This window comes from Microbacterium sp. NPDC088619 (genome assembly GCF_044752825.1).
Taxonomy (GTDB): Bacteria; Actinomycetota; Actinomycetes; order Actinomycetales; family Microbacteriaceae; genus Microbacterium.
The window spans coordinates 89,756-111,263 of the sequence record NZ_JBIVLZ010000002.1 but is presented as its reverse complement, the minus strand read 5'-3'; the positions used below and the strand labels follow the sequence as shown (position 1 = coordinate 111,263).

21 protein-coding genes are annotated in these 21,508 nt (G+C 67.7%); 11 read left to right on the top strand and 10 right to left on the bottom strand.

Annotation, left to right across the window (positions count from 1 at the left end; genetic code table 11):
* Window positions 1–7 precede the first annotated feature (7 nt).
* Window positions 8–331: a hypothetical protein gene (locus ACIP5T_RS14990; RefSeq protein ID WP_400865100.1), complete on the top strand. Its 324-nt coding sequence runs from the start codon at window positions 8–10 to the stop codon at window positions 329–331.
* 33 nt (window positions 332–364) lie between these two features.
* Here ACIP5T_RS14990 and ACIP5T_RS14985 read toward each other — a convergent pair whose 3' ends face one another.
* The 6 genes from ACIP5T_RS14985 to sdhC all read right to left on the bottom strand — a co-directional run bounded on the left by ACIP5T_RS14985 (window position 365) and on the right by sdhC (window position 5,993).
* Window positions 365–1,207, bottom strand: a complete 843-nt coding sequence (locus tag ACIP5T_RS14985) for an exodeoxyribonuclease III (RefSeq protein ID WP_400865097.1) — start codon at window positions 1,205–1,207, stop codon at window positions 365–367.
* A 10-nt stretch (window positions 1,208–1,217) separates the two neighbouring features.
* Complete coding sequence (locus ACIP5T_RS14980; protein WP_400865094.1) at window positions 1,218–2,423, bottom strand: YihY/virulence factor BrkB family protein; 1,206 nt, start codon at window positions 2,421–2,423, stop codon at window positions 1,218–1,220.
* 76 nt (window positions 2,424–2,499) lie between these two features.
* Window positions 2,500–3,267 carry a succinate dehydrogenase iron-sulfur subunit gene (locus tag ACIP5T_RS14975; protein ID WP_400865091.1) on the bottom strand — a complete coding sequence of 256 codons (768 nt, stop codon included), beginning with the start codon at window positions 3,265–3,267 and terminating at the stop codon, window positions 2,500–2,502.
* Between the two features lie 2 nt (window positions 3,268–3,269).
* Window positions 3,270–5,096: a succinate dehydrogenase flavoprotein subunit gene (sdhA, locus tag ACIP5T_RS14970; RefSeq protein WP_400865088.1), complete on the bottom strand. Its 1,827-nt coding sequence runs from the start codon at window positions 5,094–5,096 to the stop codon at window positions 3,270–3,272.
* 19 nt (window positions 5,097–5,115) lie between these two features.
* Window positions 5,116–5,559: a succinate dehydrogenase hydrophobic membrane anchor subunit gene (locus ACIP5T_RS14965; RefSeq protein ID WP_400865084.1), complete on the bottom strand. Its 444-nt coding sequence runs from the start codon at window positions 5,557–5,559 to the stop codon at window positions 5,116–5,118.
* Window positions 5,559–5,993, bottom strand: coding sequence for a succinate dehydrogenase, cytochrome b556 subunit (sdhC, locus tag ACIP5T_RS14960; RefSeq protein ID WP_072591539.1), 435 nt, complete (start codon window positions 5,991–5,993; stop codon window positions 5,559–5,561). The genes ACIP5T_RS14965 and sdhC overlap by 1 nt, the downstream gene beginning before the upstream one ends.
* A 179-nt stretch (window positions 5,994–6,172) precedes the next feature.
* On the opposite strand from sdhC, the gene ACIP5T_RS14955 reads away from it, so the two are divergent.
* The 10 genes from ACIP5T_RS14955 to ACIP5T_RS14910 all read left to right on the top strand — a co-directional run bounded on the left by ACIP5T_RS14955 (window position 6,173) and on the right by ACIP5T_RS14910 (window position 17,681).
* Window positions 6,173–7,288 carry a mannose-1-phosphate guanylyltransferase gene (locus tag ACIP5T_RS14955; RefSeq protein WP_400865081.1) on the top strand — a complete coding sequence of 372 codons (1,116 nt, stop codon included), beginning with the start codon at window positions 6,173–6,175 and terminating at the stop codon, window positions 7,286–7,288.
* Between the two features lie 147 nt (window positions 7,289–7,435).
* Window positions 7,436–8,548: a BMP family protein gene (locus tag ACIP5T_RS14950; RefSeq protein WP_400865078.1), complete on the top strand. Its 1,113-nt coding sequence runs from the start codon at window positions 7,436–7,438 to the stop codon at window positions 8,546–8,548.
* A gap of 161 nt (window positions 8,549–8,709) precedes the next feature.
* Window positions 8,710–10,224, top strand: a complete 1,515-nt coding sequence (locus ACIP5T_RS14945) for an ABC transporter ATP-binding protein (RefSeq protein WP_400865076.1) — start codon at window positions 8,710–8,712, stop codon at window positions 10,222–10,224.
* Entirely contained in the window at window positions 10,221–11,540 is a 1,320-nt protein-coding gene (locus tag ACIP5T_RS14940) for an ABC transporter permease (RefSeq protein WP_400865073.1), read from the top strand. Before ACIP5T_RS14945 ends, ACIP5T_RS14940 begins: the two co-directional genes overlap by 4 nt.
* Entirely contained in the window at window positions 11,537–12,823 is a 1,287-nt protein-coding gene (locus ACIP5T_RS14935) for an ABC transporter permease (RefSeq protein WP_400865070.1), read from the top strand. The genes ACIP5T_RS14940 and ACIP5T_RS14935 overlap by 4 nt, the downstream gene beginning before the upstream one ends.
* A gap of 7 nt (window positions 12,824–12,830) precedes the next feature.
* Window positions 12,831–13,229, top strand: a complete 399-nt coding sequence (locus ACIP5T_RS14930) for a cytidine deaminase (protein WP_042536471.1) — start codon at window positions 12,831–12,833, stop codon at window positions 13,227–13,229.
* Window positions 13,226–14,518: a thymidine phosphorylase gene (locus ACIP5T_RS14925; RefSeq protein WP_400865066.1), complete on the top strand. Its 1,293-nt coding sequence runs from the start codon at window positions 13,226–13,228 to the stop codon at window positions 14,516–14,518. Before ACIP5T_RS14930 ends, ACIP5T_RS14925 begins: the two co-directional genes overlap by 4 nt.
* A 52-nt stretch (window positions 14,519–14,570) precedes the next feature.
* Window positions 14,571–15,686 carry an adenosine deaminase gene (locus ACIP5T_RS14920; RefSeq protein WP_400865063.1) on the top strand — a complete coding sequence of 372 codons (1,116 nt, stop codon included), beginning with the start codon at window positions 14,571–14,573 and terminating at the stop codon, window positions 15,684–15,686.
* Between the two features lie 3 nt (window positions 15,687–15,689).
* Window positions 15,690–16,793 (top strand): polysaccharide deacetylase family protein, encoded by a 1,104-nt coding sequence (locus tag ACIP5T_RS14915; protein ID WP_400865060.1) that lies wholly within the window; start codon window positions 15,690–15,692, stop codon window positions 16,791–16,793.
* A 30-nt stretch (window positions 16,794–16,823) separates the two neighbouring features.
* Entirely contained in the window at window positions 16,824–17,681 is an 858-nt protein-coding gene (locus ACIP5T_RS14910; RefSeq protein WP_400865057.1) for a carbohydrate kinase family protein, read from the top strand.
* Between the two features lie 35 nt (window positions 17,682–17,716).
* Here the strand turns inward: ACIP5T_RS14910 and ACIP5T_RS14905 are convergent, their stop codons facing one another.
* The 4 genes from ACIP5T_RS14905 to ACIP5T_RS14890 all read right to left on the bottom strand — a co-directional run bounded on the left by ACIP5T_RS14905 (window position 17,717) and on the right by ACIP5T_RS14890 (window position 21,493).
* The gene (locus ACIP5T_RS14905; protein WP_400865054.1) at window positions 17,717–18,466 is read right to left on the bottom strand and encodes an alpha/beta hydrolase; all 750 of its coding nucleotides are present in this window, start codon (window positions 18,464–18,466) and stop codon (window positions 17,717–17,719) included.
* 48 nt (window positions 18,467–18,514) lie between these two features.
* Complete coding sequence (locus ACIP5T_RS14900; RefSeq protein ID WP_400865051.1) at window positions 18,515–19,819, bottom strand: flavin-containing monooxygenase; 1,305 nt, start codon at window positions 19,817–19,819, stop codon at window positions 18,515–18,517.
* Between the two features lie 85 nt (window positions 19,820–19,904).
* Complete coding sequence (locus ACIP5T_RS14895) at window positions 19,905–21,062, bottom strand: mannitol-1-phosphate 5-dehydrogenase (protein ID WP_400865048.1); 1,158 nt, start codon at window positions 21,060–21,062, stop codon at window positions 19,905–19,907.
* Complete coding sequence (locus ACIP5T_RS14890) at window positions 21,062–21,493, bottom strand: PTS sugar transporter subunit IIA (protein WP_400865045.1); 432 nt, start codon at window positions 21,491–21,493, stop codon at window positions 21,062–21,064. Before ACIP5T_RS14890 ends, ACIP5T_RS14895 begins: the two co-directional genes overlap by 1 nt.
* Window positions 21,494–21,508: the final 15 nt, after the last annotated feature.

The following is a 21,508-nucleotide window of genomic DNA, read 5'->3' as shown; positions in this document are numbered from 1 at the left end:
TCGCTCCATGACGACTGCTGCTGGCACCGAAGGGCAGCGTCGGGATCTTCTCTCCCGCATCATCGGACTCGTGCTCACGGTGCTGTTCGGCGCATCGTTCGTCCTGCTCGCATGGATGGCGTTGAGCAGCCGGTTCGGATGGACGAGCGGCGATCCGCACGGATACGGGATGATCTTCGGCACGTTCCTCGCGCTCATCACCGGCATCCTCGTTGCGATCGCGGTGCCGCTCATGTTCCCACGCGCACGCAGGGGAACCGCCTATCTGTGGAGCTTGATCGGCTACCTCGCGGTCGCGGTCGGGCTGATCGTCGCGCTCGTTACGGCCTGATAGCCCCGAGACCGAGACCGAGACCGCGGGCGATCAGTACGTGTAGTCGACGACGACCGGAGCGTGGTCGCTCCAGCGCTGATCGTAGGCTGCTGCACGGGCGACGTGATAAGCAGTGACCCGCTCGGCGAGAGAGGGAGTCGCGAGGTGGTAATCGATGCGCCACCCTGAATCGTTGTCGAATGCCTGACCGCGCATCGACCACCAGGTGTACGGGCCCTCGACCTCGCCGTGGAACACGCGTCCGACGTCGACCCAGCCGAGACCGGTGCCGGTGGATCCGTCTGCGCCCTCGACCGTCTCGCCAGCTGCTCCGAGGAATCGGTCGAAGTAGGCGCGCTCGCGGGGGAGGAAACCGGCCTTCTTGCGGTTGCCGCGCCAGTTCTTGATGTCGAGTTCACGGTGCCCGACGTTCAGATCGCCGGTCACGAGTGCGAGCGCGTCGTCAGTCTCAGCGAGCGCGGCCAGGCGCGTGCCGAAGGCGTCGAGGAACCTCCACTTCTCCTCCTGCTTCGGAGTGTCGGCCTCGCCGCTGTGCACGTAAGCGCTGACGACGGTGAGAGGCCGGTCGCCGATGAGGAAGTCGGCCTCGATCCAACGGCCCTTCGAATCGAAGTCGGCATCTCCGAAATCGGTACGCGAGGCGAGGGCCGGGACGCGGCTCGCGATCGCCACACCTGCGCGGCCCTTGGCCGTCGCCTCGTCGTGCACGAACGTCCAGCCCGGAAGTGCGGCCTCGAGGTGCTCGTCCTGACCGCGGACCTCTTGCAAGGTCAGGATGTCGACGTCGGCGGCGTCGAGCCAGCCGCTCATGCCGTTGCGAGCCGCCGCTCGGATACCGTTGACATTGACCGAGGCGATACGCAGATGAGGCATGCTCACCAGCCTAACGAGGACCGCCGACATCCTTGGACGGACGCTGCAGCTCCGCGAGGAGGCGCTGAGCGAGAGGCGTGCTCTCATCGACGGGCGGGGGAGCGGATGCCTCGAGGGACTCGAGTTCCTTCTCAGCCGCACGCAGGGCGCGTTCGGTCTGCCAGGTGCGGTACCACGGCGCGTCGTCGCGAGCGGCCCGGGCTTCGCGAACCCGGATCCGCGCCGCCTCCAGCAGCGTCTGATGCTCCGCCAGCCGTCGCTCCGCCTCCGTCTGGGAGAGCAGAGGGAGATCCCGGTCCTGGGCGCTGACTGCGATCCACGAGGACGCCACCAGCATCACCACGCCGTTGACCCGGAACCAGAGCAGCAGGCCGATGAAGATCGCGAACGTCGCGAGCAGGGGGTTGGACGGGGTGTAGCTCAGCAGGAACCCCGCCCCGAACTGCAGCACCGTCATGGCCCCGCCGCCAAGGAGCGCTCCGGGCCAGATCGTTCCCCAGTGCAGAGATGTGCCGGTGAGGAAGCGGACCATCGCCGCGAGCGATGCTGACAGCACCGCGAAGGAGACCAGCACAGTGCCGATGCGGATGCTGGTCAGGCCGTCGAGGGAGGCTCCCCACCCGAGGAGACTGAGAATCCAGGCCAGCGCGACCGCGCTGGCGGAGCTGAGCAGCGAACCGGCGATCAGCGAGACGCCGAAGATGAGTGCGGCGAGCAGATCGCGCGCCTTCAGGATGATGTAGCTGCGGCGATCGGGCGGCAGGCCGAAGATGTCGCGCGTCGCGCGTCGCGAGAACGTCACCCACCCGATGGCGGTCCAGATCACCGTTCCGAGTGCGATCAGACCGGTGATGCTCAGGATCCCCGTCGTGCTGGCCGCGATCTCCCGCACCTGGGCCGGCGTGAACACCCCGCCCTGATCCTGGATCAGATTCGGGATGTAGCTGTTGATGATGTCGATCATGCCGTCGACCGCTTCGCTGCTGCCACCGAGCCAGAGACCGGCGATCGCGAAGGCGAGGTAGATCGCCGCGAAGATCGCGAAGAGCGCCTGATAGCTCACCCCTGCGGCGAGCAGGAATCCGTTGTGCTGCAGGAAGTGGCGCCAGACACGCACAGGGAACAGCCCCAGCGTGCGCTTCGTCAGCGCGGTCGCGCGCTCGACGGCCGCATCCAGGCGGCCGGCCTCTGACGCCGCGCGATCGGGATCTGACACGTCTTCACCTTATCCAAGCGACGAAAACGGGCGGGTCCCCGTGGGGAGCCCGCCCGTTCTCAGATCCGCGTAATCGTCAGGGACGACCGCGCAGCACTGCCTGCTTGACCTCGGCGATCGCCTTGGTGACCTCGATGCCGCGGGGGCATGCCTCGGAGCAGTTGAAGGTCGTGCGGCAGCGCCAGACGCCTTCCTTGTCGTTGAGGATGTCGAGACGGACCGCTGCGTTGTCGTCGCGGGAGTCGAAGATGAACCGGTGCGCGTTCACGATGGCTGCGGGTCCGAAGTACTGACCGTCGGTCCAGAAGACGGGGCACGACGAGGTGCACGCGGCGCAGAGGATGCACTTGGTGGTGTCGTCGAAGATCTCGCGATCGGCGATCGACTGGACCCGCTCCTTGCCCTTCTCCGGCACGGAGTTCGCGACGAGGAACGGCTGCACCTCGCGGTACGACGCGAAGAAGGGCTCCATGTCGACGACGAGGTCCTTCTCGAGCGGCAGGCCCTTGATCGCCTCGACGTAGATCGGCTTCGAGATGTCGAGGTCCTTGATCAGCGTCTTGCACGCCAGGCGGTTGCGGCCGTTGATGCGCATCGCATCGGATCCGCAGATGCCGTGGGCGCACGAGCGGCGGAACGTGAGCGAGCCGTCGACCTCCCACTTGATCTTGTGCAGAGCGTCGAGGACGCGGTCGGTCGAGTACAGCTCCACGTCGTAGTCGACCCAGTGCGGCTCGGAGTCGATCTCGGGGTCGAATCGACGGATGTTGAACGTGACGATGAACGACTGGATGCCCGTCTCCTGCGTCGTGTCCGCGGGAGCTTCGGCGATGGCGCTCGACATGCTCAGTACTTCCTCTCCATCGGCGGGTAGTTCAACTCGCCCTGCTCGTTCTTCGTGAACACGACCGGCTTCCAGTCGAGCTTGATGTGGTCGCTCGGAGTGGAGGAGTGCGGATCGCCCGTCAGGTAGGCCATCGTGTGCTGCATGTACTTCTCGTCGTTGCGAGTGGGGAAGTCGTCGCGCATGTGGCCGCCACGGCTCTCCTCGCGGTTCTGCGCCGCGTAGACGACGACCTCGGCGATGTCGAGCAGGAACCCCAGCTCGACGGCCTCGAGCAGATCGGTGTTGAACCGCTTGCCCTTGTCGTCGACGTGCACGTTCATGTACCGGTCGCGCAGCTCCTTGATGACACCCAGCACGTGCTCGAGCGACTCGTGCGTGCGGAAGACCTGCGCGCCCTTGTCCATCTCGTCCTGGAGCGCCTTGCGGAGCACGGCGATGCGCTCGGTGCCCTGGTTGTTGCGCAGGCCCTCGAGCATGTCGGAGACGAACGCGGCGGGGTTCTCGGGCAGCGGCACGAACTCGGCGGTCTTGACGTACTCCACCGCGTTGCGCCCTGCGCGCTTGCCGAACACGTTGATGTCGAGCAGAGAGTTGGTGCCGAGACGGTTGGCGCCGTGCACCGAGACGCACGCGCACTCGCCGGCGGCGTAGAGACCCGGGACGACCGTGGTGTTGTCGGCGAGAACCTCTGCGTCGTTGTTCGTGGGGATGCCGCCCATCGCGTAGTGCGCCGTCGGCATGACCGGCACGGGCTCGACGACCGGGTCGACGCCCAGGTACGTGCGGGCGAACTCGGTGATGTCGGGCAGCTTGGTCTCGAGCACCTCAGCGCCCAGGTGGGTGCAGTCCAGCAGCACGTAGTCCTTGTGGGGGCCGGCGCCGCGGCCTTCGGCCACCTCCTGCACCATGCAGCGGGCGACGATGTCGCGAGGTGCGAGGTCCTTGATGGTCGGGGCGTAGCGCTCCATGAAGCGCTCGCCCGAGGCGTTGCGCAGGATCGCTCCCTCGCCGCGGGCGCCCTCGGTGAGGAGAATGCCGAGGCCGGCGAGGCCGGTGGGGTGGAACTGGAAGAACTCGAGGTCCTCGAGGGGGAGACCCTTGCGCCAGACGATGCCGACGCCGTCGCCCGTGAGGGTGTGCGCGTTCGACGTCGTCTTGAAGATCTTGCCGAAGCCGCCGGTCGCGAAGATCACGGCCTTGGCCTGGAAGACGTGCAGTTCGCCCGTCGAGAGGTCGTACGCGACGACGCCGGAGACCTGGGTCTTGCCGTCGGCATCCTTCACGGTGAGCAGGTCGAGCACGTAGAACTCGTTGAAGAAGTTGATGCCGAGCTTGACGCAGTTCTGGAAGAGCGTCTGCAGGATCATGTGGCCGGTGCGGTCGGCGGCGTAGCATGCGCGGCGCACCGGGGTCTTCCCGTGCTCGGCGGTGTGGCCGCCGAATCGACGCTGGTCGATCTTGCCCTCGGGCGTGCGGTTGAAGGGGAGACCCATGTTCTCGAGGTCGATGACCGCGTCGATCGCCTCTTTAGCGAGGATCTCCGCAGCATCCTGGTCGACCAGGTAGTCGCCGCCCTTGACGGTGTCGAAGGTGTGCCACTCCCAGCTGTCCTCTTCGACGTTCGCGAGCGCAGCCGCCATGCCGCCCTGCGCCGCGCCGGTGTGCGAGCGCGTGGGGTAGAGCTTGGAGATGACCGCGGTCTTCGCGCCGGAGCCTGCCTCGATGGCCGCCCGCATGCCGGCGCCGCCGGCGCCCACGATGACGATGTCGAACTGGTGGTAGTGCACGCCGTCGCGCACGACGGAATCCTGGGTCTCGGTAGTCACTTCTCGTATGCCTTCTCTTCTACTTGCCCAGCGTCTGGCACTGTTCCCACAGTGTGCTCGACTCGGTCACGCCGAGGCACGGGTCGAATGTGAAGACGACCAGGGTGCCGAGGATGATGAGCAGGGCCGCGGCCAGGCCGAGGGCCCAGATCAGCGCCTTGCGAGCGGTGTTGTTCGTCACATAGTCGTTGACGATCGTGCGCATGCCGTTGGCGCCGTGGATCAGCGCGAGCCAGAGCATGATGACGTCCCACCACTGCCAGAACGGCGTGGCGAACTTGCCGGCGATGAACGCGAAGTCCAGAGCGTGGATGCCCTCGCCGACCATCAGGTTGATGAACAGGTGGCCGAAGATGAGCACGACGAGCACGACGCCGGAGGCGCGCATGAAGAGCCAGCCCCACTTCTCGAGGTTGAATCCGCGCTGACGGCGGACAGGGGCTGCGACGGTCTGAGCGGTCATCAGTGTCCTCCTCCGAAGCCGGCGAACGCGAGCATCAGGTGCCGGGGCACGAAGCCTGCCATGATGATTCCCCACACCAGGAGTACGCCCCAGAACAGCTGACGCTGGTACTTGGCGCCCTTCGACCAGAAGTCGACGGCGATGATGCGGAGTCCGTTCATCGCGTGGAACACGATGCCCGCGACCAGCACGACCTCGCCGAGCGCCATGATCGGGTTCTTGTACGTGCCGATGACGGCGTTGTACGCCTCGGGGGAGACCCTGATGAGTGCAGTGTCGAGCACATGCACCAACAGGAAGAAGAAGATGGCGACTCCGGTGATGCGGTGAAGCACCCACGACCACATGCCTTCGCGACCCCTGTAGAGGGTGCCGCGGGGCGTCTTGGAAGTGGTTTCCGAAATCGACGGTGTCAAGCGAGCGCTTGTGGACACGGTCGTCCTCCCTGGATCGAAGTGACTCGGTCGCGTGCAGTGCGTCTTCCAAGCGTGAGCCTGCTGTCATCAGGCACGGCCGATCGGACACCATCCTATTCCCGTGAAGCGACCGCGGGCGACGAAGGGGAGCCTAAGTGTCTCGATGTCGAGACTTTTCGTGGCTATACCCTTGCAGGGTGAGTCAACCCATCGAGAACTTCTACGCCGTGATCCCCGCCGGCGGAATCGGCAGCCGACTCTGGCCTCTCTCCCGCGCGGACGCGCCGAAGTTCCTGCACGACCTCACGGGCTCGGGGCACTCCCTTCTCCGCGACACGTGGGACAGGCTGGAGCCGTTGGCCGGGGCCGGCCGCATCGCCGTGGTCACCGGACGGGCGCACCGAGCGGCTGTCGAGGCGGAGCTGCCCGGGATACCGGATCTGAATGTGTTCCTGGAGTCGGAGCCGCGGGAGTCCGCCGCGGCGATCGGGCTGGCGGCCGCGATCCTGCATCGCAGGGACCCCGATGTGATCATCGGCTCGTTCAGCGCCGACCACGTCATCCGCAGCACTCGGGTGTTCGAGTTCGCCGTCCGCGACGCCGTCGAGGTCGCGCGCGAGGGATACATCTGCACGATCGGCATCTCGCCGACCGAACCGGCGATCGGATTCGGCTACATCAAGACGGGTGCGGAGCTCGTCGTCGAGGGGGCGCGCGAGGCCGCCCTCGTCGAGAGCTTCGTCGAGAAGCCCGACCTCGAGACCGCGACGGCCTACTTCGCCGACCGTGGCTACCTCTGGAACGCCGGCATGTTCATCGCGAAGGCGAGCGTGCTGCTCGATGAGCTCGCCGCGAACGAGCCTGCCCTGCACGCCGGGCTGCTCGAACTCGCCGAGGCATGGGACGACCGTGAACGCCGCGGCCCCGCGGTGGATCGGATCTGGCCCGGGCTGAAGAAGATCGCGATCGACTACGCGGTGGCGGAGCCGGCTGCGCGTCGCGGACGCCTCGCGGTCGTGCCGGGCCACTTCGACTGGGACGACGTGGGGGACTTCGCCTCCCTCACCAAGCTCATCAACAACGGTCGGAAGAACGACCTCGCCGTCCTCGGGCCGAAAGCCCGCGTGCTGTCGGATGCGGCCAGCGGCATCCTCGTGAGTCAGACCTCGCGTGTGATCAGCCTGATCGGCGTGAAGGACATCGTGGTGGTCGACACTCCCGACGCCCTGCTCGTCACCACCATCGAGCATGCGCAGCGCGTGAAGGGCGTGGTCGAGTCCCTGAAGCTGACCGGTCGGAGTGACGTGCTCTGATGAGCAGGGGGTGTCGCTCATCGGCTGGCTTGGTTTCAGCTTTGTAACCATTCGCCAGCGCTTCGCCGTCGTGCATGCGCAAATGTCGAAACACTGGGTAACTTTGAGCGATCCGCGAGGGCCGCGGCACCGTTCAGGAGGCATGAGTTGACCATCTCCACCACCAAGAAGCTGCTCGGCGCGACCATCGCCGCTGGCGTCGTCTTCGCACTCGCCGGCTGCGGCCAGGCTCCTACCGAATCGGGCGGCACCGGCGGCGGCGAGGCTGACTCCGACTTCATCCCCTGCCTCGTCTCCGACGCCGGCGGCTGGAACGACAAGTCGTTCAACCAGTCTGCCAAGGAAGGCATGGACCGGGCCGCGGAGACTCTCGGCGTCAAGCCGATCGAGTTCGAGTCGGCCAACGACAACGACTACGCGCCGAACCTCGAGACCGCGGTCTCGGAGGGCTGCTCGCTCATCGTCGCAGTCGGCTTCAAGCTCTCGGCCGCGACCGTCGAGTCCGCTCTGGCCAACCCCGAGATCGACTACGCGATCATCGACGACTACGCCGACAACGACTTCGACGGCACGACCGACGCTCCCAACATCAAGCCCCTCGTGTTCGACACGGCTCAGGCCGCCTACCTCGGTGGCTACGCCGCCGCAGGCTGGTCCGCTGCGTCGGGCGTGAGCAAGGTCGGCACCTTCGGCGGAATGCAGATCCCGTCGGTCGCCGTGTTCATGGACGGCTTCCAGCTCGGAGTCGAGAAGTACAACGAGGACAAGTCCGGCGCCGTCGAGGTCTTCGGCTGGGACGCCGCCACGCAGAAGGGCTCCTTCACCGGCGGCTTCGACGCGAACGACACCGCCAAGCAGACCGCCCAGGGCGTGCTCGACCAGGGCGTCGACGTGATCCTCCCGGTCGGTGGACCGATCTACCAGAGCGCTGCGGCTGCCATCGCCGACAGCGGCAAGGACACGCTGCTGGTCGGCGTCGACAGTGACCTCGCAGTGGCCGACGAGAGCGTGGCCGACGTCACCCTCTTCTCGATCATGAAGGCCATCGACGTGGCCGTCGAGGACGCGACCGTCGCCGCATCCGAGGGCGACTTCGACCCGGCTCCCTACATCGGCACGCTCGAGAACGAGGGCGTCAAGCTCTCGGGCTTCGGTGCCTTCGAGGGCGACCTGCCCGACGGCCTGCTCGACGAGATCTCCGCTCTGCAGGAGCAGATCATCTCGGGTGACATCACGGTGGAGTCGGAGAACTCCCCGTAAGCAGTTCACATCCATGGCGGGGCGAGTGGCGCAAGCGGCCACTCGCCCCGCGCCGTGGACGGACGATGACGACTGTTCGCGGCGCATCCGGGCGATCCCCGTGCGATGCGCCGAAGATTCTTCGGACTCTTCTGGATGACACTTCTGGATAAGGTGCAGATATGAAGCTCGAACTTCGCGGTATCACCAAGCGGTTCGGAACCCTGGTGGCCAACGACCACATCGACCTGGTCGTCGAGCCGGGGCAGATCCATGCGCTGCTCGGCGAGAACGGCGCAGGCAAATCGACTCTGATGAACGTCCTCTACGGTCTGTACCAGGCCGATGAGGGCGAGATCCTCCTGGACGACGTCGTCCAGCGGTTCCGCGGCCCCGGCGACGCGATGAACGCCGGCATCGGCATGGTGCATCAGCACTTCATGCTCGTCCCCGTGTTCACGGTGGCCGAGAACGTCATGCTCGGTCATGAGCAGACCAAGGGACTGGGCACCCTCGACATCACCAAGGCGCGTGAGCATGTCCGCGCCGTCGCCGCCCGCTTCGGCTTCGACATCGACCCTGACGCCATCGTCGGCGACCTCCCCGTCGGTGTGCAGCAGCGGGTCGAGATCATCAAGGCGCTTTCGCGCGACGCCAAGGTCCTGGTCTTCGATGAGCCCACCGCCGTGCTCACGCCGCAGGAGACGGACGAGCTGATGGGCATCATGCGTCAGCTCCGAGACGAGGGCACGGCGATCGTCTTCATCACCCACAAGCTGCGCGAGGTGCGCGAGGTCGCGGACACCATCACGATCGTCCGCCTCGGCCGGATCGTCGGCGAGGCATCGCCCACGGCGACCAACGCCGAGCTGGCCTCGCTGATGGTCGGCCGCGCGGTCGAGCTCACGGTGCACAAGGACCCGCCGCGCCTCGGCGAGGGCGGCCTCGAGGTCAAGGGACTTCGCGTGCTCACCTCCGCGGGAGCGATCGTCGTCGACGGCATCGACTTCTCCGTGCGCCCTGGCGAAGTGCTCGCCGTGGCCGGGGTGCAGGGCAACGGCCAGACCGAGCTGGTCGAGGCCATCGTCGGCCTCGCGGCCAGAGTCGAAGGATCGATCACCCTCGGGGGAACCGAACTGGTCGGAAAGAGCGTCCGAGCGATCCTCGACGCCGGCGTCGGCTTCGTTCCCGAGGACCGGACCGAGGATGGACTCGTCGCAGGCTTCTCGGTCGCGGAGAACCTGATCCTCGACCGCACGGGCGACGACGAGTTCAGCCGGGGTGGGACCATCCGCCGATCCGCGCTCGAGGACTTCGCCCGCGCACGGATCAGCGAGTACGACATCCGCACGCAGGGCCCGCACACCCCGGCAGGAACCCTCTCAGGAGGAAACCAGCAGAAGGTCGTGATCGCCCGTGAGATGAGCCGCGAGCTCAGGCTGCTCGTCGCCGCGCAGCCGACCCGAGGAGTCGACGTCGGCTCCATCGAGTTCATTCACAAAAGGATCATCGAGACGCGGGACGCCGGCATTCCGGTCGTCGTCGTCTCGACCGAGCTCGACGAGGTGGCGGCTCTCGCCGACCGCATCGCGGTCATGTACAGAGGCACGATCGTCGGGATCGTTCCCGGCGACACCCCGCGCGAGACGCTGGGACTGATGATGGCGGGCGCCGCCGAGGGAGAGGTGGCCGCATGAGCGGTACGACCCCACAGGGGAGCAGCTCGGCGGGTCAGGGATCCGCTGATCAGCTCTCGGTGAACACGACCACGACGATGCGCGATTCGGGCGCCGTTCCGCCGCCTCCGCGCGGCAACGTGATCCTGAAGGAGATGCTCCGCGGCAGCGCGGTCACGACGATCCTCGCGATCTTCCTCGCGCTGGTCGTCGGCGGCATCCTGATCGCCTTCACGAACGAGGATGTGCTCGAGGCATCCGGCTACTTCTTCCAGCGTCCGAGCGACACCTTCGCCGCGATCTGGAACGCGGTCTACAACGGCTACGAAGCGCTCTTCCGCGGAGCCATCTTCAACGCACGAGGCGCGGACTTCGCCGCGCAGATCCGCCCGTTGACCAACACGCTGGGCTTCGCGGCACCCCTGATCGCCGCCGGTCTCGGCGTCGCCCTCGCCTTCCGCGTCGGCCTGTTCAACATCGGTGCGCGCGGTCAGATGCTGATCGGCGTCGCCGCCGCCGGGCTCCTCACCTTCCAGCTCGACCTGCCGTTCTGGCTGCACATCCCGGTCACCTTGATCGCCGGAATCGCCGGCGGCGCACTGTGGGGAGCGATCGCCGGTCTGCTCAAGGCGCGCACGGGCGCTCACGAGGTCATCCTCACCATCATGCTCAACTACGTGGCGTACTACCTGCTGCTGTGGATGATCCGCACCCCCGGTCTGCTGCAGAAGCCGGGCACGAACCAGGCGCTCGGCTACGCCACCCCGGAGAGCGCGCAGTTCCCCGAGCTCCTCGGCCCGCAGTTCCCGCTGCTCGATCTCGGGTTCGTGATCGTCATCATCGCCACCCTGTTCGTCTGGTGGCTGATCGAGCGCTCCTCGCTCGGAATGCGGATGCGCGCGGTGGGCGAGAACCCGCATGCCGCACGTGCGGCCGGAATCAGCGTGCAGCGCGTCTACGTCTACGCCATGCTCCTCGCCGGCGGTCTCGCCGGACTCGCGGGCATGAACCAGGTGCAGGGAGCGGTCACCACAGGCATCACCGAGACGATCGACGCGGGCATCGGCTTCGACGCCATCACCGTCGCCCTGCTCGGACGGAGCCGCGCGTGGGGCGCCTTCGCCGCAGGCATCCTGTTCGGCGCGCTCAAGGCCGGCTCGTTCTCGATGCAGGCGCAGGACATCCCGGTCGACATCGTGCTCGTCGTGCAGTCGCTCGTCGTGCTGTTCATCGCCGCGCCGCCGCTGCTGCGCACGGTGTTCTTCCTGCCGAAGACCGATGCGGAGAAGGCAGCCAAGGCGAGAGCCAAGGCCGCGAAGAAGGCGGTGACCGCATGACCTCCCTCGTCCAGAGTGAAGCCGCCGACGGAACCGTGCAGCTCGCCACCGTGCGCGAGCGGCACCTGAAGGCGCCGATCGTCCTCGCGGCGGCCACCGTGCTGCTGGCGCTCCTGTTCCTGCTCGTGCCCCGCAGCGGCACCAGCAAGTTCCGACTCAACGACCCGTCGTCGCCTATCGCACTGCCGGATGTGGCGCTGCCGACGGGGCCGACCAGCTGGGTCGTCATCGTGATCCTCGCGCTGCTGTCGGTGCTCGCGTTCCTGCGGGCATGGTCGTACCGCAAGCCCTCGATCTGGCTGGTGATCGCCTTCAGCGTGATCGCCGTCTTCGGGTTCCTCGTGTGGGCGGGCGCCGGAGGCCTCGTTCCCGTCAGCAGCCTGCTCTTCGGAGCCGTCTCTCTGTCGGTCCCGCTCGTGTTCGGTGCCCTCGGAGGGGTCATCGGCGAGCGTGCCGGTGTCGTCAACGTCGCGATCGAGGGCCAGCTGCTCCTCGGAGCGTTCGCTGCCGCGTTGCTCTCGAGCGTCACCGGCAGCCCGTTCGTCGGTTTGCTGGGCGCCATGCTCGGCGGCGTGCTCGTGGCCGCAGTGCTGGCCGCATTCGCGATCAAGTACCTCGTCGAGCAGGTCATCGTCGGTGTGGTGCTCAACGTCCTCGTCAGCGGTCTCACCGGGTTCCTCTACGGGGCGCTGCTGGCGCCGAACGAGACCGCCCTCAACACGCCGGTGCGCTTCAGCCGCATCGAGATCCCGCTGCTCAGCGACATCCCGATCATCGGGCCGGTGCTCTTCAACCAGACGTTCATCGTGTACCTCATGTTCATCACCGTCGCGATCGTCGCCTGGGGCCTGTACCGCACGAAGTGGGGGCTCCGCGTCCGTGCCGTGGGCGAGCACCCGCAGGCGGCGGACACGGTCGGCATCAAGGTGAACGCGACCCGGTTCTGGAACGTGCTCCTCGCGGGCGCGATCGCCGGCATCGGCGGTGCGTACTTCACCCTGGTCTCCGTGCCGCAATTCGGAAAGGACATGACGGCGGGTCTCGGCTTCATCGCCCTCGCCGCCGTCATCTTCGGACGGTGGGACCCGATCCGCGCGACCCTCGCCGCCCTGCTGTTCGGCTTCGCGACGAACCTGCAGAACCTGCTGTCGATCCTCAAGACACCGATCCCCGGCGAGTTCATGCTGATGCTCCCGTATGTCGTGACGCTGCTCGCGGTCGCCGGTTTCGCCGGTCAGATCCGCGGCCCCGCAGCCAGCGGCAAGCCGTACATAAAGTCCTAGGAGAGACATGACCGACATCGACTGGGATGAGCTTCGCCAGGTCGCGACAGACGCCATGACCAAGGCCTACGCGCCGTACTCGCGATACCGGGTCGGCGCCGCCGCCCTCGTCGGCGACGGCCGCATCGTGGCCGGCTGCAACGTCGAGAACGCGTCGTACGGCGTGACGCTGTGCGCAGAATGCGCACTGGTGGGCGACCTGCACATGTCGGGCGGCGGCCAGCTCGTCGCCTTCGTGTGCGTGAACAACGACGGGCAGACGATCATGCCGTGCGGCCGCTGCCGCCAGCTGCTCTACGAACACGCGATGCCCGGGATGCTGCTGGAGACCGTCTCCGGCATCCGGACCATCGATGAAGTACTGCCGGACGCGTTCGGCCCCCGAGACCTGGAGGACGCCCGATGAGCGTTGAGCCCTTCGACGCCGTCGATGTGATCCGTGCCAAGCGTGACGGAGGCGCCGTGCCCGAGAAGGCGCTGCGCTGGATGGTCGACGCCTACACGCGTGGCTACGTGTCGGACGCGCAGATGGCCTCGTTCGCGATGGCGATCTTCCAGCGCGGCATGGAGCGGGATGAGATCCGCGTGCTCACCGACGCGATGATCGCGTCGGGGGAGCGGATGAGCTTCGCCACCCTCGGGAAGAAGACCGTCGACAAGCACTCGACCGGAGGGGTGGGCGACAAGATCACCCTGCCGCTCGCACCGCTCGTCGCCGTGTTCGGCGTCGCGGTGCCGCAGCTCTCCGGACGTGGACTCGGCCATACCGGTGGCACGCTCGACAAGCTCGAGTCGATCCCCGGTTGGCGCGCTGCGCTCAGCAACGACGAGATCTTCGCGCAGATGCAGGGCGAGGTGGGCGCGGTGATCTGCGCCGCGGGCTCCGGCCTCGCTCCTGCCGACAAGAAGCTCTATGCGCTGCGCGATGTCACCGGCACGGTCGAGGCGATTCCGCTGATCGCCTCGAGCATCATGTCTAAGAAGATCGCCGAGGGCACGGACGCGTTGGTGCTCGACGTGAAGTTCGGCTCGGGTGCGTTCATGCAGGACATCGACCGGGCACGCGAACTCGCGCGCACGATGGTGGCCCTCGGCACCGACTCCGGTGTCGCCACGACCGCACTGCTGACGGACATGAACGTGCCTCTCGGACTCGCCATCGGCAACGCCAACGAGGTGCGCGAATCGGTCGAGGTCCTCGCAGGCGGAGGCCCCGCCGACGTCCGTGAGCTGACGATCGCTCTGGCCCGCGAGATGCTCGCACTCGCGGGACAGCCGGATGCCGATGTCGAGGCCGCCCTCGACGACGGTCGCGCGATGGACGGCTGGAAGGCCATGATCCGCGCGCAGGACGGCGATCCGGATGCGCCGCTGCCGACGGCTCGAGAGACGCACGTGGTCACCGCCCCCGCCGACGGCGTGGTGTCTCAGATGGATGCGCTGCCGTTCGGCATCGCGGCGTGGCGTCTCGGAGCGGGACGCGCGCGGGCGGAGGACCCCGTGGTCTTCGAGGCCGGCATCGATCTGCACGCCAAGCCCGGCGAGCGCGTGGTGGCCGGCCAGCCCCTGTTCACCCTCTCCGCCGCCGATGAGGCCCGGTTCCCCCGTGCCCTCGAGGCGCTCGAGGGTGCATGGGCGATCGGCGACGAGGCTCCCGCAGCAGGCCCGATCGTTCGCGAGCGCATCACGGCCTGATCCTCCGACCGCTAGCCTGAACACAGCGAATCCGCGACCGAGAGGAATCCCCATGTCGATCGACGCGAACGGCGATGTCACCATCCAAGGGGCGTCTCTGCGCAGCCTGCCCAAGGTGTCGCTGCACGACCACCTCGACGGCGCGCTGCGCCCATCGACGATCATCGAGTTGGCGGATGCGATCGGCTTCGAGGTTCCGGAGTCGAACCCGGCCGCTCTGGGCAGATGGATCGCGAAGAAGAGCGACTCCGGTTCTCTGGTCGAGTACCTCAAGACCTTCGATCTGACGACGGCCGTCATGCAGACGACGGAGGGCCTGACTCGCGTCGCACGAGAGTTCGTGCAGGACCTCGCGCACGACGGAGTGATCTACGGCGAGGTTCGGTGGGCGCCCGAACAGCACCTCACCCGCGGTCTCTCGCTCGAGCAGGCAGTCGAGGCCGTGCAGCAGGGCATCGAGGAGGGCGAGGACGCCGCAGATCGCGACGGCCACAGCATCCGCGTCGGCCAGCTGATCACCGCCATGCGTCACACCGATCGCTCGCGTGAGATCGCAGAGCTCGCAGTCGGGTTCCGCGGTAGCGGGGCCGTCGGCTTCGACATCGCCGGCCCCGAGGACGGCTTCCCCGCGTCGAACCATCGCGCCGCCTTCGACTACCTCGCGGAGAACTTCTTCCCCGTCACGGTGCACGCCGGAGAGGCGGCCGGCCCGGCGTCGATCCGCTCGGCGCTCATCGACGGGAGAGCCCTGCGACTCGGCCACGGGGTGCGCATCGCCGAGGACCTGCAGGTGATCGCCCAGGAAGGCGACGAGGTGCAGGTGCAGTTCGGCGACCTGGCGCGCTGGGTGCGCGACCGCGAGATCCCTCTCGAACTGTCGCCGTCGTCGAACCTCCAGACCGGAGCGATCGCGGCGTGGGGCGACTCTCTCGCCGATCACCCCTTCGATCTGCTCTACCAGCTCGGCTTCGCGGTCACGGTGAACGTCGACAACCGCACGATGAGCGCGACCTCCCTCACCCGTGAGCTGTCGCTCCTCGTCGAGACGTTCGAGTACGACCTCGATGACCTCGAGACCTTCCAGTTCAACGCCGCGGCCGGAGCCTTCCTGCCCGTCGAGGAGCGCGAGGAGCTCGTGGAGATGATCGCCGACGGATTCGACATCTAGATCATGGCTTCCGGGGGGAAGCGACGCCGCGTCGGCGTCGCAGTGATCATCAGCGCCGTCATCGTGCTCGCGGCGGGCGCGTCGGCGGCATACGCCTGGTCGACGCGCGCGCCGGCGGAGAGCACTCCGCGCGCCGGCGCCGCAGTCATCGAGCGCCCGCTCACGCCCGTTCAGCAGCTCCTCGCGGATGCCGACGACCCGCTCGCGTGCGCGGTGACCTTCTTCGGCGACGGAGCCCCGACCGAGCCCATGCTGCAGCGGCAGGACGGGCTCTATGCGGCGCTCCCGATCCCGGCGCAGGACGGTCGGGTCTTCGCGGGGTGGTACACGACCGAGGCGGATGCCGCGGCGTACACCGTCGCCGCGCGTGTGAACGGCGCCGATCCTGTCGCCTGCGTCGACCAGCAGACCGATCTGTTCGCCGGGTGGACGACCGCCGAGGCGAACGCCGCCGCCGACGTGCAGGTGCCGATCCTCATGTACCACCAGTTCACGGCCAACCCGGACGGCGAGTCGGGGTGGCTTCGCGGCAACTACGCGTACATCGGTGACTTCGACGCGCAGATGACTCACATCGCGACGACCGGCTTCTATCTTCCGACCTGGGACGAACTGAGCGCGTTCATCGACGGACGGCTCTCGCTGCCCGCCCGCTCGGTGATCATCACCGACGACGATGCCGACCAGACCTGGTTCGACCTGGCGGTGCCGGTGATCGAGCGGAACAAGCTCCTCTCGACGTCGTTCATGATCACGGCCTATCGGCAGGACCCTCCGCCGTCGGTCTACGTCCTGCGCCGGTCGCACACCCACGACATGCATCAGGCGGGAGAGAACGGCAAGGGCCGGATGACGAACTGGACGGCCGACGAGATCGCTGCGGATCTGAACGTCTCAGGGGATGTGCTCGGGGTGCGTGAGGTGATCGCGTATCCGTTCGGCCACTACAACGACACTGCCAAGCAGGGCGTCGCACAGGCCGGCTTCGAGATGGCACGCACCATCGAACCGGGGTATGTCGAGATCGGGACGGACAAGCTCGCGCTCCCGGTCGTGCGAATCGACTACGGAATGGGACTGGACTCGCTGATCAAGCGGATCGGCTGATCAGGCGGTCGCACCGGGCAGGATGGAGCCATGACCGCATCCGTCTTCATCGCGGGGCCCGCCTCCTGGAACTCGATCGTCGTGCTGGACCGCCTTCCGGAGCCCGTGCCCCACATGCAGTTCGCCGAGGACTCCTGGGAGACGATCGGCGGCACGAGTGCGGGTAAGGCGCTCAGCCTCACCGCGCTCGGGCGCCAGACGCTGCTGTATGCGCTGAGCGCTGGGGACGAGCCGGGGGAGCGCGTGCGCGATGCCCTCGACAGGGCAGGCGTGCGCACTCTGTGGGGTGACGGCGACGCCACGGAGCGTCACCTGAATCTCATGACCCGTGGCGGCGAGCGGGTGTCGCTCTATCTCGCCTCGCCCGGGGCGACGGATGGCGCCGACGACGATGCTCTGGTCGCTGCGATGAGAGGGGCCGATGTGATCGTGCTCGACCTCGCGGCGGAACCGCTGCGGCTTCTCCCGGCGGCCAGGGCCACCGGACGCCCGATCTGGGTCGACGTGCACGACTACGACGGCGAGGCCGACTTCCACCGGCCGTTCCTCGACGCTGCCGACGCCGTGTTCTGCAACGCCGACCGCCTCGCCGATCCGGTGGCCTTCCTCCGTTCGCGCATCTCGGCGGGATCGTCGCTCGCGGTGTGCACGCTCGGCGCGGAGGGCGCAGTGGCGATCGACGCCGACGGCGTGGAGCACCGCATGGCGGCGGTGCCCGTCGACGTCGTCGATACGAACGGCGCCGGCGATGCCTTCCTCGCGGGCGTGCTCGACACCCGACTCTCCGGCGCCGACGTGCGGTCGGCGCTCACCGCGGGCGCGCGGACGGCGGCAGGGGTGCTCGGCACGCGACACCTGCATCCGCTGCTCGATGCCGTCATCGGCTGAGACCGGAGGCGCTGAGGCGCTGAGCGAAGAGCGGGTCAGCTCCGGGGGAGCTCAGCCATGAACGGATTCAGGATCCCGGCGACCTCGTCGTGCATCTCGTCGTCGGTGATCGTCGGAGTCCCGTCGCCTGCCTGGGGGCCGTAGTCGCCGAACGATGCGTGGGAAGCGCCTTCGATCTCGATCATCTCGGCGTCGGCCGGGAGCTGGTCGCGGGCGGCGTCGATCTTCTCGGGCGTCGAGAGCCCGTCCTCGCTGCCCGAGATGCTCAGCACGGCGAGGTCGGTGTCGGAGACATCATTCGAACAGTACGATCCGAACAGCACGAGCGCCTCCGCGTCTGCGGCGAGCTGGCACGCGCGCACGCCACCGAGGGAGTGGCCGCCGACCGCCCACTCGTCGATCCCAGGGGCCGCCGATGTGAAGGAGTCCAGGCCGCGCAGGTCGAAGAAGGCCAGGTTCAGCCAGGGGCGGGTGATGACGACGGTCACGCCCTCCTCGGCGAGGCTCTGCAGGATCGCGGCGTACGCCCACGGGTCCACCTTCGCCCCGGGGATGAACACGAGACCCGTCTCGGACTCGCCGTCTGCGGGCGTGAGCACGATTCCCTGCTCGGCGTCTTCGACGTGGATCGCGGGGTTCTCCCTGACGCTCGCCAGCGGCGCCTTCTCGGCGGGCATCACGCCGATCTGGCTCCAGGCGACGATGCCGCCGATTCCGAGCACGAGGACGGCGACGAGTCCCCAGACGATCACTTTCAGGACACGACGGCCACGCTTCTTCTGCACGGGTTCAACGCTAGAGCCTGCGCATGTGAAGGACCTCTGACCCGAGGATCAGGACCGCTGCACCGTCGGGGTCTCCAGCGCATGCTTCTCGCGACGGACGGCGCTGCGGTAGGCGTCCTTGTTGACGTAGTACGCCATGCGGTCGAGCCCGAGGTAGCGATAACCACCCGTGAGGTCGGGCCACGGCTCCGAGGTCACCCGGTCGCGGAACCGCGCGGCTCGTGCCGGCGCGTGCTCGGCGGCGTCGAGATAGGTCGCCAGCAGGTCCGCCTGCTCGTATCGCCCCTGCCAGCCGATGCCGGATGCCTCGATCATGCCCATCACATAGAGGCCGTTGAACGACGCGGGGAAGATGTTCAGGAACAGTCGGGGGGCCGCGCCGCGCCAGTGCAGGTGCGCGCGGTCGACGAACGGATAGTCGAGCGTGTACCCGGTCGCGAGGAGCACGAGGTCGTAGTCGTCCGACGTGCCGTCGCGGAATCGCACGGTCGAGCCGTCGAACCGGTCGATGTCGGAACGGATGCGCAGGTCGCCCTGGCCGAGATGATCGAGGACCATGGTGTTGACGATCGGGTGAGACTCGTAGATGCGGTAGCCGGGCTTCGGGAAGCCGAAGCGCACCGGGTCGCCGGTGAAAGCCCGCAGCACGCGACTGTCGACGGCCTGCTTGAGGCGGGCGGGCAGCGGCCGCCCCTGGTTGAGCGTGTCGCTCGGCTTGCCGAAGAGGTACCGCGGCACGAAGTAGTACCCGCGGCGGACACTCATGTCGACGGATGCGGCGTGGTGCACGGCGTCGACCGCGATGTCGCAGCCCGAGTTGCCCGCGCCGATCAGGAGCACGCGCCTGCCTGCGAGCTGATCGGGGGACTTGTAGGTGCTCGTGTGCATCAGCTCGCCGGCGAAGGTGCCCGCGAAGGTGGGGATGTTCGGCTCGGCCAGGGTGCCGTTCGCGATCACGACGCCGGTGTACCACCTGGTCTGCTCGCCCTCGGGGCCGTCGCTGGTGAGGTCCCAGCCGCCGTCCCGCGGTTCGAGGCGCGTGACCCTCGTCGCGAACCGGAAGTGGTCGGTGAGACCGAAGTGGTCGGCGTAATCGCGGAAGTACTGCCGAAGCACCCGGTGGCCCGGATAGTCCACCGTCGATCGCATGGGGAATTCGGTGAACTCGGTGGTGGTGCGAGACGAGATCAGGTGCGCCGACTCATACATCGTGCTGCGCGGGTTGTCGATGTCCCAGAGCCCGCCGACCCCTGCAGAGGCCTCGTATCCGTCGACGCCGATTCCGCGTCTCGTGAGCGCGCGGGCGGCAGCCAGTCCTGACGGCCCCGCGCCGATGACGGCGTATCTGCTCATTCTGCTCCCGCACCTCGCTGTGCACGCACCCGCGCCCTCCGCCGATCGTATCGGCAGAGGGCGCGGGCGATGCGTGCTGCGGCGCTCAGGTGGCGTTCAGAGCCGTCTGACGTGAGATCACGGCGTCGAGCACTGCAGGGAAGAGCGGATGCTCGGGATCCAGCCCCGTCGTGCGCACAGTGAAGGCGAGCGCATCCTCGGTGCGCAGGGCCTCCTGCATCTCGACCGCCTGCTCGTCGTCCGGCGCTTCGAACTCCAGCGCGGCGGTGACGGCGCCGACCAGGGCGATGGTCGGCAGCCCTCTCTCGGCTGCCATCGCCGCGGGTCCGATGAACCGTTCGTGTCGCGAGATCTTGCGCAACGGCTGACGCCCGACGCGCTGCACGGTGTCGACGAGCGCCGGGTTGCGGAACCGCTCGAGGATCGTGGCGCGGTATCCGGCGAGCTCGGCGGGGTCGAGCCCGTGCTCGGCGACGAGCACCGCGGAGGTCTCTTCGAGAGCGGCCGACACGCGAGCTGCGATGTCCGGGTCGGCCAGAGCATCCGAGATGCGCTCGATGCCGGCCCGAGCGCCGAAGTACGCGGTGGCCGCGTGCCCGGTGTTCACCGTGAAGAGCTTGCGCTCGATGTAGGGGGCGAGGTTCTCGACGAAGTGCGCTCCGGGGATGTTCGGCAGCGCGCCGCCGAAGGCCTCGGATTCGATCGCCCACTCGAAGTAGGGCTCGACGGTGACGTCGACGCCGCCGTCTGCGGGCTGCCCTGGGACGATGCGGTCGACCGCGGTGTTCGCGAAGACCGCTCGGGAGAGCAGCTCCTCCGCATCCGCCCCGGCGGCCTTCTCGACCTCTGCGCGCAGGGTGTCCGTCGCGCCGATCGCGTTCTCGCAGGCCATGACCTGGAGGGGAGCGGCTCCGGCGGGTCGGCGGGCGAGGCCCGCGACGATAGTCGGAGCGACGAAACGAAGGACGGTGGGCCCGACCGCTGTGGTGACCACATCGGCGGTCGCGACCTCGTCGGCCACGGCATCCGGGTCGGTCTTGCTGTTGACCGCGCGGAACCCGGTCACCACGTGGTCGGTGCCGCCGGGGCCCGCCTCATGCACGGTGTACGAGTCGACGGCGTTGATCGCGTCGACCAGCGCATCGGCGACGTCGGAGAACACGACCTCGTAGCCTCCCTCGTGCAGCAGCAGTCCGACGAAGCCTCGGCCGATGTTGCCGGCGCCGAAGTGGACGGCTTTCATCAGTCGTTCACCGCCGACAGCAGGGCGTACAGCTCGTCGGGCGTCCGGGCGGCGTTGAGCTTCGCGACGTCGTCCTCGTCGGAGAACAGGATCGCGATCTGCGAGAGGATCTCGAGGTGCTCGTCACCGCGACCGGCGATGCCGACGACGAACGTCGCAGGCTCGCCGTCCCAGTCGACGCCGCCGTCGTAGCGGACGACCGACAGGGCGGATCCGAGGATCGCGTCCTTCGCGTCGTTCGTGCCGTGCGGAATCGCCAGGCCGTTGCCCATGTAGGTCGACACGGTCTCTTCGCGCTGACGCATCGCGTCGACGTAGGCAGGAGTGACGGCACCGACGGACACGAGGATGTCGGTCGCCTCCTGCAGTGCCTCCTGCTGAGTGCTGCTTCCGGAGTGGATGCGGACCTGGTCGAGAGTGAGAACGCTCATGGTGATTCCTTCTTT

Bases quoted from the DNA above. Each gene is read 5' to 3' on its own strand.
- ACIP5T_RS14990 (WP_400865100.1), top strand. From the start codon at position 8: ATGACGACTGCTGCTGGCACCGAAGGGCAGCGTCGGGATCTTCTCTCC.
- ACIP5T_RS14985 (WP_400865097.1), bottom strand. From the start codon at position 1,207: ATGCCTCATCTGCGTATCGCCTCGGTCAATGTCAACGGTATCCGAGCG.
- ACIP5T_RS14975 (WP_400865091.1), bottom strand. From the start codon at position 3,267: ATGTCGAGCGCCATCGCCGAAGCTCCCGCGGACACGACGCAGGAGACG.
- ACIP5T_RS14965 (WP_400865084.1), bottom strand. From the start codon at position 5,559: ATGACCGCTCAGACCGTCGCAGCCCCTGTCCGCCGTCAGCGCGGATTC.
- ACIP5T_RS14945 (WP_400865076.1), top strand. From the start codon at position 8,710: ATGAAGCTCGAACTTCGCGGTATCACCAAGCGGTTCGGAACCCTGGTG.
- ACIP5T_RS14940 (WP_400865073.1), top strand. From the start codon at position 10,221: ATGAGCGGTACGACCCCACAGGGGAGCAGCTCGGCGGGTCAGGGATCC.
- ACIP5T_RS14935 (WP_400865070.1), top strand. From the start codon at position 11,537: ATGACCTCCCTCGTCCAGAGTGAAGCCGCCGACGGAACCGTGCAGCTC.
- ACIP5T_RS14930 (WP_042536471.1), top strand. From the start codon at position 12,831: ATGACCGACATCGACTGGGATGAGCTTCGCCAGGTCGCGACAGACGCC.
- ACIP5T_RS14925 (WP_400865066.1), top strand. From the start codon at position 13,226: ATGAGCGTTGAGCCCTTCGACGCCGTCGATGTGATCCGTGCCAAGCGT.
- ACIP5T_RS14920 (WP_400865063.1), top strand. From the start codon at position 14,571: ATGTCGATCGACGCGAACGGCGATGTCACCATCCAAGGGGCGTCTCTG.
- ACIP5T_RS14915 (WP_400865060.1), top strand. From the start codon at position 15,690: ATGGCTTCCGGGGGGAAGCGACGCCGCGTCGGCGTCGCAGTGATCATC.
- ACIP5T_RS14910 (WP_400865057.1), top strand. From the start codon at position 16,824: ATGACCGCATCCGTCTTCATCGCGGGGCCCGCCTCCTGGAACTCGATC.
- ACIP5T_RS14900 (WP_400865051.1), bottom strand. From the start codon at position 19,819: ATGAGCAGATACGCCGTCATCGGCGCGGGGCCGTCAGGACTGGCTGCC.
- ACIP5T_RS14895 (WP_400865048.1), bottom strand. From the start codon at position 21,062: ATGAAAGCCGTCCACTTCGGCGCCGGCAACATCGGCCGAGGCTTCGTC.
- ACIP5T_RS14890 (WP_400865045.1), bottom strand. From the start codon at position 21,493: ATGAGCGTTCTCACTCTCGACCAGGTCCGCATCCACTCCGGAAGCAGC.